Consider the following 12,117-nt stretch of genomic DNA (forward strand, 5'->3'; position numbering starts at 1 on the left):
CATTCTGACAGGGAAAAACCGGAAAAGACAGCATCATTTCAGAGCTGAAAACGTATACATACTACGACATTATCCTCATTTCTGTCATGGAGGCATGGCGATGATAAAATCCCCCCATCCGTATGGGCAATACGCAGAACAGTGCGCCGGACTGCAAGCGCCGCTCGCTTGTCTCAACCTGGACTTGTTGGAGCAGAACGCGCAAGAAGTGCTAAGACGCGCAGGAGGCAAGCCGGTACGCATCGCCACGAAATCGATTCGCTCGCTTGAGGTGCTGCGCTATGTATCGAGACTGAGTCCGCGGTTTCAAGGCCTCATGTGCTATTCACCATGGGAGGCAGCCGCTCTGGCGCAGGCCGGCTTTGATGATGTGCTTCTGGGATATCCTACGATGGATGCCGCTGCATTATCAGAATTGGCCAAATACTCAGTGAGAGCGCATCACGTCACACTGATGGCGGACGGTCTAGAGCAGTTGCAGCTGGCTGAGACGATCGGGCGGCAGGAGGGCGCCTGCTTCGCGATATGTCTCGACGTCGATATGTCCTCCTCCTTATACGGCATCCATTTCGGTGTCCGCCGTTCGCCGCTCCGCACCGTTGAGGAGACGCTGCGGCTGGCGGAGTACATCCGCCGCTCCCCGTCGCTGAGGCTCAGAGGCGTGATGGGTTATGAAGCGCAGATGGCGGGAGTGGCGGATCGCGTGCCGGGCGCCACCATGATGAACACCATCGTTCGCCATCTGAAGCGGCGCTCGGGCAAGGACATTCAGGAGCGCCGCTCCCGCATCGTGCAGGCACTCTCCGCCGAAGGGCACGAGCTTGCCTTCGTGAATGGCGGCGGCACGGGGAGTCTGGGCTTTACCGCTGCGGATGCCAGCGTTACGGAAGTAACGGCAGGCTCTGCCTTTTTCAATCCGGCTTTGTTCGACCATTATGCAGGCTTGAGGCTGTACCCTGCCGCTTCGTTCGCGCTGCCTGTCGTGCGTATTCCGAAGCAAGGCATCTATACATGCTTCGGCGGCGGTTATGTAGCATCAGGGAAGGCGGGCAAGGATAAATATCCCCGGCCAATATGGCCGGAATGCGGAATATTGCTGCCGAACGAAGGAGCAGGCGAGGTGCAGACGCCTGTGCAGTATCCGGAGGCGGGCAGCGGCGTATCGCTTCAGACCGGGGATTGGATATGGTTCAGGCATGCGAAGGCCGGCGAACTATGCGAACGATTTCGGGAGCTTCATGTGGTGAAAGGCGGCGTCAGGATCGGAACGTGGTCAACTTATCGGGGAGAAGGGTGGTGCTTCGGATGAAATCAGCTTCACAACCGCTGCATTGGAGCAATTGGTCGGGAACCGTGCAGTGCGATCCAGAGCAAATGTTGCGCCCGGACACAGAAGAGGAGGTATCCGAACTCGTTCAAGCAGCTGCTCGCCAAGGAAAAACAGTGCGCATTATCGGATCGGGCCATTCGTTCACTCCGCTCGGCGAGACCTCAGAATGGATGGTTCAATTAGACCGGATGCAGGGCATCCGCGAGCTGAACGAAGCGGAAGGCACCGCGACCGTCTATGCGGGCACGAGGCTGAAGGATTTGGGAGAGCTGCTCTTTGCGAACGGATGGGCGCAGGAGAATCTGGGCGACATTAACCGTCAAACCATTGGCGGCGCTATCGGCACGGGCACGCATGGGACCGGAGCCAGATACGGCAGCTTGGCGACGCAGGCCGTACGGTTCAGAGCCGTGCTTGGGGATGGAAGCATCGTGAACGTGGATGCCAGCCATCCCGATTGGTTCAAAGCGATGCAAGTATCGCTCGGCGCCTTCGGCATCATTACGGAAGTGACGTTGCGCGTCGTGCCGGCCAAGCGCAAGCGCCTGACCAGCTTCCGCACGACGCTCGAAGAGACGCTGGCCCAGCTTAACGAGTGGCGGGATCAACATGAGCACTTTGAATTTTTCTGGTTTCCCCATACGTCGGGGTCACAGGTGAAGACGATGAATTCGACGGAAGAGGAGGTAACGCCGAACCGGCGTTGGAACGAGTGGAGCAAATACGTTGTGGAGAACGGGCTGTTCTGGGGCATGTCGGAAGCATGCCGTCTCATGCCTTCATTAAGCAAGCGTGTCAGCAGCGTATCCGCGCGCTTCGTGCCCGTGTTCGATGAGGTCGGTTACGGGCATCGGCTCTTCGTCACTCCAAGGCTCGTGAAGTTCAATGAGATGGAGTACAGTGTCCCGGCGGAAGCGATGCGCGGGGCGCTCCTCGATATTCAGCGCGCGGTGCAGAAGCACCGTTTCGCCGTTCACTTTCCGGTGGAGTGCCGTTATGTGCGGGGAGACGATATATGGTTGTCTCCGGCCTATGGCCGCGATTCAGCCTATATTGCGGTACATATGTATAAGGGGATGCCGTTTCAAGCGTATTTTCAGGAAATGGAGCGCATATTGCTTCATTACGGAGGCAGGCCGCATTGGGGCAAGTGGCATTCGCTTACGGCGGAGCAATTGCGCCCTCTTTATCCGAAGTGGGATCAGGCGATGACGATTCGCGGGCAATGCGATCCGGACGGCATCCTGATGAACCGCTACGTCAGGCGGGTGTTGGGGGAGTGACTGGCGATCTCCTTCTTCGATCTCCTTTGAATCCGAGTCATCCCTGCATAGTCTCGTCCTAATGACTTGGATTCAACAGTGACGGAAGCGGATATCCCCTTCACAACAAGCTGAGCCGCCCTAACATTGACAGGGCGGCTCATATATATTATCGAGCATGTCTTTATACCGACATGGATTTTATTTTCTTTGCGCTTGCCGGCTCATTCTTGTTATTCCGCGGTAAAACACGGATCGGCGCGTCCATGCGGCAATTTTGTCCCATTTCGGTTCAATAATCGGAGAGCAGCATTCCCGAACTTGAGGCTGCGCCAGCATAATTGCGCCCGCAACGGAAGCGGCAATTAACAGAGCCGTTTCAATCCCGGCGGAAATATGATTGTAGATGCCGGAATACACGACAAAGCGAATGACGATTCCATGAATCAAAAAGACGTAAAGTGTGCGTTGACCGAGAGCGGTGATGCCGTTGTTGCGTTTGGGCACCCATGCGAGGAAAGCGATGGAAGCGATGATTTCCAGTGCATAAATGCTAAGCCGCAGAACAGATGCCGTCCAGATGTTGCCCGTCCATCCCAGCTCGTGGAATGTCATGTTGTTCATCAGCCAGACTGGGTTGATCCGATTCGCCATCAAGTACAACGTAACGAGAATTCCAGCGGATAAGGCTGCCGCCAGCAGGCGGAGCGCCGGCGTAAATCGTGCACGGAATGCATCGAAATTGAAAGTGTAGCCAATGACGAAAAACGGCAAGTATATGACAGACCGCGAGATGCCAAGCCATGCGCCTTCTACAGGAAGAAATCCGACGAGCACGCCGAGCATGAGCGACAAGATGATCGGATGGCGGACCTGATAGCGTGTGAAGAGCATCATCATAAGCCGCCAGAATATATGCCCGACAAGGAACCACAGCAATAGATAGGGCATGAAGAAGGAATGCGTAATGCCCGGAACCCGGAACAAGAACACATCGAGCAGCGAATATATCGATTGGAAAATGACATACTGCAGGGCGATCTGCTTCAGAACGCGAATACCAGCCATACCGTTCAAGTTATGACGCGCGAAATAACCGGTCACAAAGACGAACAGAGGCATATGAAACGCATAAATCCATAGAAACAAAGCTTTGATTTCCGGCATGCCGCCAATAAGAGGCTCGATAGCATTGCCGACAAATACGCATACGATTAACAAAAAACGCAAGTTTAATGCAAACGTCTCTCCACTCCCATGTGACGTTACCGATGCATTTTCGGGGGCGGTTCGTGTCAACCAACGCTCCCACATGGTGTATGTCCCTCCCTACAACATCAACCAATCGGCTTCTTTGTATATTAGCCGAAATTTCTTGTTATTTACAATTTAAAGTTATCATAGCTTATCGGCATATATTGTGATTAAGGTCACAAAGACTGAGGCGAAAGCGCTGCGCACTTTTGACAGAATTGCGAACGTTGCCCCGTCGCCTTAGACAGGAGCTCATCCTTGAAGTAACATATCAACATAGGGGAAATGAAAGGGGATGCAGAACATGTCTACCGTGTCTGCCGATAGTCGCAGCCGTCGGCTCAAGCGTGTGCGTTCATACATACCGAATCAGCACGGAGCATGGGCCATGCTGATCGTGCCTTTTGTAGTCGGTATGTTTGCGAGCCGGCCTAACATGACACATGTATGGCTGTTTGTGGCCTGGCTGGCTGTGTACTGCGGTTCCTTTGCGTGCATGCAGTGGATAAAAACGAGGCGGATAACGGTTTATCTAGGCCCTATGCTGGTATACGGAGTTACTTTTGTGGTATCGGCCGTTGTCGTGGTCGCGCTTCGCCCCGATATTTGGTGGATGGGCGCGGTGATGCTGCCGTTGTTCGTTGTTAACTTGATGTTTGCTAAGCAGAAGAACGAGCGGCATCTAGTAAATGATTTCGTTGCCGTTTTGCAATTTTGCTGGATGCTTATCATTTCGTTCGAGATTGGCGGCGGCACGGACTGGAGCTTGGCTTGGCGCTTGTTTGCCGCTTGTGCGCTGTACTTTGTCGGTACTGTTTTTTATGTCAAGACGATGATTCGCGAAAAAGGAAATCCCGTATATTATGCATTATCGATCATCGTGCACCTGATTGCGGCATCCATTGTTGGACTATTGTTTCCAGCGTGGATTGCAGTGCCGTTTGCGCTGCTGTTCATCCGCGCGGTCTGGATGCCGAAGCAAGCCGTAACGGTGAAGCAGGTCGGCATTTCGGAGATTGGATTCAGTGCCGTCACCGCTTGTTCACTCATTGCATTGCTCTGATTGGCAAGGCTGTTCTACCTGAATTGGGGGAAGGGCCTTGTCTTTTTATCAATTGACGCTATGGCAAATATAGGATTATGATTAAGGACATGAACGATAGTGAACCAATGGGTTGTGGGGCGAAGGAGGTTGCGGCAACATGCAAGCGTTATCAAGGGGGATCGAACCAGAAGTAGTAACTTTTGGCGAGTCGATGGCGCTCTTTAGTTCTGCCGACACACGGGGGCTGGAGTATGCGCAGACGGTAGGAAAATCATTCGGTGGCGCCGAGAGCAATGTGGCTATCGGCTTGGCACGCTTAGGTCACCGTGCCGGTTGGTGCGGCCGGTTGGGGAAAGACCCGCTTGGCCTTCACATTTGGAAGGCGATTCGCGGGGAAGGCGTTGATGTCTCCCGGGCCGCACTTGTCGGCGATGCGCCGACCGGCCTGATGATGAGAGAGCTTGTGGCAGGCAAATCGTCCGTATACTACTATCGCAGAGGCTCCGCTGCAAGCCGTATGGCGCCGGAGCATTTGGATATGGAATATATAAGTTCCGCACGTATGCTGCACGTTACCGGCATTACATGCGCCTTGAGCGATAATAGTGCGGATACGGTGGCGGCTGCGGTTCGGTCGGCGAAGGCAGCGGGTGTGAAGGTATGCTTCGATCCGAATCTGCGGCTTAAGCTGTGGTCAATTGAAGAAGCGCGAGCACGTCTGCTTCCGCTGTCTCTCGAAGCGGATTATTTTATGCCAGGACTCGACGAACTGAAGCTGCTATACGATACAGAGGATGAAGCAGCGATCTTCAAGCGGCTCTCTGCTCTGCCGGGCATCAGCATCGTCAAAGGCGGGCAAGGCGAAAATTACGTCGTTCAAGGTTCACATATCGAGAAAGTCTCTTATGAACTGGTCGAGCATGTCGTGGATACGGTAGGTGCGGGAGATGCATTCTGCGCCGGATTTCTATCTGGAATATTGCGCGGCAGCACACCGGTCGAAGCCGTCTCGTTCGGCAATGTGATGGGAGCAATGGTCGTGCAAGCTTTCGGCGATTGGGAAGCCATGCCGACATGGGAGCAGGTGCAAGCATCGCTTACGAATGCGGTTCATATCGAGCGCTAATTCCGCAAGCTTGAGCTTGATCTGAATATCAGACTGCTCGAATTTCGTCTAGTTGTGGTTGTCATGCACATGGTTGTCGAACACAAGGTAAAAGTAAAGGTGTAAGTATGGGGAGGAGAGTCAACATGGAAAAAATTCGCGTTATCCAACAAATACACGAGCAAGGTGTTGTTGCCGTACTGCGTGGGAATTCGCCTGAAGAGGTCGTTGAAATGGCAGCACAGGCCATTGCCGGAGGCATTCGCGTCATTGAAGTGACGATGACGGTCCCAAATGCGCTGCAAGCAATTGAACAATTAAGACGGATGTACTCTTCGAAATCTTCCAATGTGGACCGCTTTGCGATTATTGGTGCTGGCACCGTGCTTGAGCCTACCACCGCGCGTGCCTGCATTTTGGCTGGATCCGAGTTCATCGTCGGTCCGTCGTTGAATGCGGATACAATCAAGATGTGCAATCTGTACCGTATTCCGGTCATGCCTGGCGTCATGACAATTGGCGAAGTGCAGGAAGCGCTTGAGCTGGGGGCGGATATCATCAAGCTGTTCCCAGGCAATTTATACGAGCCGTCCATTATCGGGACGATAAAGGGCCCAATGCCGCAAGCGAACATTATGCCGACTGGCGGGGTCAACGTGGCGAATCTCGGGGATTGGATTAGAGCGGGCGCCGTTGCCGTAGGCATCGGTTCAGACTTGACGAAGGAAGCGATAGCATCCGGCGACATGAGCTTGGTGCGCAAGAAGGCGGAGCAGTATATGGATGCGTACCGTCAGGCCAGATCGAAGCTGACGCTGCAGCCGCAATAGCGACAACAGCTCTTATGACCATAGGTTTATTAAGTTGTTAGATGAACCACACAACCTCCTCATTTCCATGAAGCGGCGATACCATGCAGCTATTCATTGTGGAAAGAGGAGGTTGTCTGTTTTGGTATGGTTTGCTTGTAGGAACAGATGAACCCGTGGTAAGGTGAAGAATAAGAAGGCGCTTTCAAGGAGCGATGATCAGCATGCCTTATCCGGAGCCTGCCCCACGCTTGCACAAGCGAATTCACTTGCTGTGGAAGCGGTTGATTTCGTTCATCCATCAATGTCTCAGACAGGTTACGATACGCCGCAGACTCACGACGACACTCGTTATTTTGGCGATTGTCCCCGTCTCCATCATGGGGGTATTCACGTTCACGCAGACGACGAAGGATGTGCGGGATAAGGTCAGTTACGCGTCCATCCAATTGCTGAATCAAGTGGCGAAAAATATTTATTACGTCAATCAGCGCTTCGAATCGCTGTCTGATTACATTATGTATGACAGTATGGTGCAGAAAGCGCTCATAGAGAAGGATCAGATTACGAGCTGGACGCAGCGCGTCGTCAATGAGCATATCAATGAGATGCTGGAGAAGCAATTTGAAATTTTAGCGGACATTAAGACACTGATGCTGTTCACCCCGGATGGTCAAGTATTTTACGATATTGGCTACAACCGGTTCCGTGAATCCGATCTTCAGGCGCTGTACCGCCAACTCGAAGCGCATACGGCTTCGAACCGTTCCCGGGAATTGTGGACGCACGTGAAGACGATAAACGGGGATAATTGCTTAGTATACGCCCGTCCCATCAACAACATGAACGATTGGAGCCAGCGGATTGGCTACATTGTCGTAGCAGTGGACGAATATTTATATTCGACCTTTACGTATGGCGATGTCACGATGGGACAAGGTTCCAGCTTGTTTATCATCAATACGGCAGGCAAGGTTATGTCGACGAGCGATTACAGGCTACAGGTCGGACAGTTCTATCCCGATCCGAGCTTCAAGGACCATCTGCAAGTGGACGCGGAACGATTGAACGGCGTATTCACGATGAACCGGTCGATTGATTCCACCGAGGAACCTTATTTATTTGTTTATACGTACAGTGTATTCAATGATTGGTTTTTGGTCGGTTCCATACCTTATAACTATTTGAATGAGGAAGCTTGGAAGCTGCAGCGTGATTTCATCATTATCTGTGGCGTGCTGCTTGCTCTGTCGCTTGTCATTACGCTCGTCATCTCCACGAGCATTACGGGGCCTTTGAAGCGTCTGACGGACGAGACCAAGAGGGTATCGATGGGACAGCTGGACAATCGGATTGTGGACAAAGGAAATGACGAGCTCGGCTTTCTCACGCACAAATTTAATGACATGGTCATTCAAATTAAAGATCTCATCGTGCGGACTGAGGAAGAGCAGCGGCTGAAGCGAGAGATAGAATTGCAAATGCTGCAAGCGCAAATTAACCCGCACTTTCTATTCAACACGTTGAACTCGTTAAAATGGACGGCAGCTTTAAGTCAGGCGGATAGCGTTAGCAACGGACTGGGCGCCTTGGCGGATCTGCTTCGACATACGATAGTGGATAAGAAGGAGCTTGTCACGCTGCGCGATGAATTCCGACAGCTGCGCAATTACGTCACGATTCAAAAAATGAGGTACGGGGAATTTGGCATCAATTTCGATGTTGATCCCGGGCTGTACGATATATACGTCATCAAATTTTTGCTGCAGCCGATCGTGGAGAACGCCATCATTCACGGGCTCGATACCGGGAAGGCGGAGCGGGTAATACGGATATCGGTTCGCCAGGTGAAAGTGTCTCAGTATATGAATACGCAGGGCGCGTTTGACACGGCTGCAGCGTCAAAGGCGATGAAGGACTCGCCAGTGCTGCAAATCCAAGTGAGTGATAACGGAAAGGGAATGGACGAAGAAACGCTGCGTTCCTTTTTCACAAAGCAGCCAAAATCCCACCAGCGTCTTGCGAATATCGGCGTTCATAACGTTCTTGAACGCATTCGCCTTCATTACGGTGATCCTTACGGTATGCAGGTCATGAGCAGGCTCGGCGAAGGAACGACGGTGACGTTCTGTTTGCCGCTCATCCTTTACATTTCGTCGGCGGAACAGGATTAGACATAAGCTACACGAAGAAGGTGACAGAACATGTATAAAGTGCTTATTGTTGATGACGAGTCCATCGTACGCATTGCGATGAAGACGATGATACCTTGGGAAGCGAACCATTTTCAATTGCTTGGCACAGCGGAGAACGGCCGGGCGGCTATGGCGGTCATTCAAGAAGAAGAGCCCGATATCGTCATTACCGACTTGAAAATGCCGGAAATGGACGGGCTTGAACTAATCCAGAATATTAAGGAGCGAGCGCATCGCTGCCGCATTATCGTGCTGAGCAACTATGGCGAATATGAAATGGTGCGTGAAGCAATGAAGCTCGGAGCGGAAGATTACTTGCTTAAAGTAACGCTTCAATCCGACGATCTGCTTGAGCTGATGCGGACGGTGAGCGAGCGAATCGAGAAGGAGCGGGAGCGAGAACGGGAGAACGTTCAGCTGCGTGTCGCCTTGAAAGAGAAGGAATCGAGAACGCGCAACGAGCTGTGGAAGGAGTGGCTTACGGACAGAGATGCCGCTCAGAATGAAGCGGCCTGGGTGAAGAAAGCCGAGCGGGCTGGCATCGGCCAGCATCTGAAGCAATGTGCCATGCTGCATATTACCGTAGATCGATATGAGCAGGCCATTACGGCAGGCAAGATCAAGGACAGGCACTTGCTTCGCTTTTCTATTCAAAATTTCGTAAGCGACGTACTAAGCGAATATAAGCATTACGAGTGGATAGAGCTGAATCATAAGGACTTCGTGGTGCTGCTTGCCGAAGACGGGTATACACGCGCGCTCATTCCCACATTGGCACGCCATATTCAGAAGACGCTTCATATGTATTTAAATGTAAATGTGACCGTCGTATACACGGACGCATTCTCGGCCTTTCCGAACTGGCGCGGGGAATGGCAGCGCTGTCATCATACCGGTGAGCTGGTGTTCTATATGGAAGATTCCGAATCGCTGGAAGATATCCCGTGTCTGCAGGCGGAAGAGATGGAGGCCGTGCAGCGTGAAACGAGTGAAAGCAAGGCGATGACTTCTGCCAAAATGGTGGAGTGCGGAAGCGGCGGAGACTGGGCAACATTGACGGCTTCTGTTGATTACTTGTTGGACGAGGCAAAAATAAATCGCATGCCGCCCAACGAGTTAAAGCGTCTGGCGGTAGATGTGATGAGGGAGATGAGGCTGGACATGAGCTTGGAGAATGAGCAGCTTCTGGCACGCATGCAGCAGTCCGAATCCTGCTATCAGCTGCGTGACAATTGGTATCGGGCCATCTCCGCCCTCGCCGAAGCACGCAATAACGATTTGGCCAGACAACGTCCGGAAATACGGGATGCCATTTTATTTATGAAGCGTAATTATCAGCACAAAATTACATTGGGCATGATCGCAAGCGAGGTAAAAATGAATGAAAGCTATCTATCCCGTCTGTTCAAACAGGAAACCGGACTCAACATGATGCAGTATTTGACGGACATCCGGATGGAGAAAGCGAAAGTGCTGCTGAAGGACCCGCAGGCGAAAGTGAAGGAGGTCGCGGCAATCGTCGGCATCGAAGACCCATTCTACTTCAATCGGCTGTTTCGCAAGACGTTCGGTGAAAGTCCTTCACATTTTAAGGAGAAGATGAGCAGGAATTCTATCGTTCCTGTCGAATAATATAGCGAAATATGTTATTTCCTTCTTCGACGCAATGAAACTCATGTAAGCGGTATATTTTACTCATACCAGCATACACATATTACACTCCATGCACTCTCTAACTTTAACGGAAGAGGGGCAAGTCTTCCGATATCATGCCCTTCCTCCCTTTCTACGACATCATGCGACATCCTATGCGCATGCTTAACCCTTCCTAATATGAACCGTGTCATTCCATCCATCAAGACGATCCTTTCTTTCAAACTTAAAAAGTTCAAATTTCACACGTTGGTCATGATACAAACACAATCAAGTGACAATTATCATACAGAATGACCTGCTCCGAGTTTACCATTTTGTCATAACGTTACAATTTGGCTCGACCTGTCTTCATGACAGCTTATCATAATGACAATCGTCCTGCCTCGCGGTGCATATCACCATTCGGTATCAGGAGTTAGGAAAGGAGTAACTTTATGGTCACTTTGCCAAAAGTAAACGCACTTGGTTTCTTTGAGATCCGGTTGGAATCCATTGGAGGACTCGGCGCGAATTTGGCTGGAAAAATGTTGGCGGAAGCCGGAGTAAATGGAAGTGGATTGAACGGTGTCAGCTTCTCTTCCTACGGTTCGGAGAAGAAAGGATCGCCGGTGAAGGCGCATATCCGATTTTGTATGCCTGAGACGCTCATCCGCGATACGACGCCGGTTGAACGTCCACACATCGTAGGTATATTCCATGAGTCGCTTCATAAGACAACGCATGTAACAAGCGGTATCTACGAAGACAGCCTCGTTCTCGTGAATTCGACGAAAACGCCGGAGGAATTGAAGGAGAAGCTGTGTCTCTCTGGAGGGAAAATTGCGGTCGTAGACGCTATCGGCATCGCTTTGGAGGAGAAGAACCGTGTCAATATGGCGATGTTAGGCGCCTTGTTCCGTCTGTGTGATTTCTTGGACGTAGAGCAGATGAAGAGCGTCATCCGCAAATCGCTGGAGAAGAAATATCCGAACGCGGTGCAGCCGGCGTTGAACACCTTCCAGCGCGGCTACGATGAAGTGAAGTTCCAGACGTTCGCCTTCCCGGAAGGCATTGAGCTGCCAGAGCCTGTACGTTGGGACACGCCGCTGCTTGGCTATGAGACACAGCCTATCGGCGGGATGGTCGTGAACCCGGGTAATTCAATCCTCAAAGATTTGAGCATCTCGCGTGCGGGAATGATGCCTCATTTCTTATCAGACAAGTGTATCCACTGCGCTGCGTGCGACAATGTCTGTCCTGATTATTGCTTCGTATGGGAAGAGAAGCCGGATAAGAAGGGACGGCCGCAGATGTTCCTGCAAGGCATTGATTACCAATACTGCAAAGGCTGCTTGAAGTGCGTCTATGCTTGTCCGACGGACGCGTTGTCCAGCGAGAGGGAAGAGGACGGATATGCGGATGAGCATCGCGTTCCGCATCTGTTCGATTTAGCCGCGCGCCAGTAAATAGAGTGAGGTTAAG

The 12,117-nt window shown here is 51.9% G+C and carries 9 protein-coding genes; 8 read left to right on the forward strand and 1 reads right to left on the reverse strand.

Features of this window, described 5'->3' with window-relative positions; translation table 11 throughout:
• Positions 1-100: 100 nt before the first annotated feature.
• Both LQV63_RS20850 and LQV63_RS20855 read left to right on the forward strand, forming a co-directional pair.
• Complete coding sequence (locus tag LQV63_RS20850; RefSeq protein ID WP_233698143.1) at positions 101-1,309, forward strand: amino acid deaminase/aldolase; 1,209 nt, start codon at positions 101-103, stop codon at positions 1,307-1,309.
• Complete coding sequence (locus tag LQV63_RS20855; RefSeq protein WP_233698144.1) at positions 1,306-2,613, forward strand: D-arabinono-1,4-lactone oxidase; 1,308 nt, start codon at positions 1,306-1,308, stop codon at positions 2,611-2,613. The genes LQV63_RS20850 and LQV63_RS20855 overlap by 4 nt, the downstream gene beginning before the upstream one ends.
• A 180-nt stretch (positions 2,614-2,793) precedes the next feature.
• Here the strand turns inward: LQV63_RS20855 and LQV63_RS20860 are convergent, their stop codons facing one another.
• Positions 2,794-3,906 carry an acyltransferase family protein gene (locus LQV63_RS20860; protein ID WP_233698145.1) on the reverse strand — a complete coding sequence of 371 codons (1,113 nt, stop codon included), beginning with the start codon at positions 3,904-3,906 and terminating at the stop codon, positions 2,794-2,796.
• A gap of 244 nt (positions 3,907-4,150) precedes the next feature.
• On the opposite strand from LQV63_RS20860, the gene LQV63_RS20865 reads away from it, so the two are divergent.
• From LQV63_RS20865 to LQV63_RS20890, 6 genes are all read left to right on the forward strand, one after another.
• A complete protein-coding gene (locus LQV63_RS20865; RefSeq protein WP_233698146.1) occupies positions 4,151-4,909 on the forward strand; it encodes a YwiC-like family protein in 759 nt (252 codons plus the stop codon).
• Between the two features lie 139 nt (positions 4,910-5,048).
• The gene (locus LQV63_RS20870; protein ID WP_233698147.1) at positions 5,049-6,017 is read left to right on the forward strand and encodes a sugar kinase; all 969 of its coding nucleotides are present in this window, start codon (positions 5,049-5,051) and stop codon (positions 6,015-6,017) included.
• A 125-nt stretch (positions 6,018-6,142) separates the two neighbouring features.
• Positions 6,143-6,826, forward strand: a complete 684-nt coding sequence (locus tag LQV63_RS20875) for a bifunctional 2-keto-4-hydroxyglutarate aldolase/2-keto-3-deoxy-6-phosphogluconate aldolase (RefSeq protein ID WP_019423595.1) — start codon at positions 6,143-6,145, stop codon at positions 6,824-6,826.
• A 203-nt stretch (positions 6,827-7,029) separates the two neighbouring features.
• Positions 7,030-8,979 (forward strand): cache domain-containing sensor histidine kinase, encoded by a 1,950-nt coding sequence (locus tag LQV63_RS20880; protein ID WP_233698148.1) that lies wholly within the window; start codon positions 7,030-7,032, stop codon positions 8,977-8,979.
• A gap of 30 nt (positions 8,980-9,009) precedes the next feature.
• Entirely contained in the window at positions 9,010-10,632 is a 1,623-nt protein-coding gene (locus tag LQV63_RS20885; protein WP_233698149.1) for a response regulator transcription factor, read from the forward strand.
• A 458-nt stretch (positions 10,633-11,090) separates the two neighbouring features.
• Positions 11,091-12,101 carry a 2-oxoacid:acceptor oxidoreductase family protein gene (locus tag LQV63_RS20890; protein ID WP_233698150.1) on the forward strand — a complete coding sequence of 337 codons (1,011 nt, stop codon included), beginning with the start codon at positions 11,091-11,093 and terminating at the stop codon, positions 12,099-12,101.
• Positions 12,102-12,117: the final 16 nt, after the last annotated feature.

It is taken from the genome of Paenibacillus profundus, assembly GCF_021369635.1.
In the GTDB taxonomy this organism is placed as follows: domain Bacteria; phylum Bacillota; class Bacilli; order Paenibacillales; family Paenibacillaceae; genus Paenibacillus_B; species Paenibacillus_B profundus.

Bases quoted from the DNA above. Each gene is read 5' to 3' on its own strand.
- LQV63_RS20865 (WP_233698146.1), top strand. From the start codon at position 4,151: ATGTCTACCGTGTCTGCCGATAGTCGCAGCCGTCGGCTCAAGCGTGTG.
- LQV63_RS20855 (WP_233698144.1), top strand. From the start codon at position 1,306: ATGAAATCAGCTTCACAACCGCTGCATTGGAGCAATTGGTCGGGAACC.
- LQV63_RS20880 (WP_233698148.1), top strand. From the start codon at position 7,030: ATGCCTTATCCGGAGCCTGCCCCACGCTTGCACAAGCGAATTCACTTG.
- LQV63_RS20870 (WP_233698147.1), top strand. From the start codon at position 5,049: ATGCAAGCGTTATCAAGGGGGATCGAACCAGAAGTAGTAACTTTTGGC.
- LQV63_RS20885 (WP_233698149.1), top strand. From the start codon at position 9,010: ATGTATAAAGTGCTTATTGTTGATGACGAGTCCATCGTACGCATTGCG.
- LQV63_RS20890 (WP_233698150.1), top strand. From the start codon at position 11,091: ATGGTCACTTTGCCAAAAGTAAACGCACTTGGTTTCTTTGAGATCCGG.
- LQV63_RS20875 (WP_019423595.1), top strand. From the start codon at position 6,143: ATGGAAAAAATTCGCGTTATCCAACAAATACACGAGCAAGGTGTTGTT.
- LQV63_RS20860 (WP_233698145.1), bottom strand. From the start codon at position 3,906: ATGTGGGAGCGTTGGTTGACACGAACCGCCCCCGAAAATGCATCGGTA.
- LQV63_RS20850 (WP_233698143.1), top strand. From the start codon at position 101: ATGATAAAATCCCCCCATCCGTATGGGCAATACGCAGAACAGTGCGCC.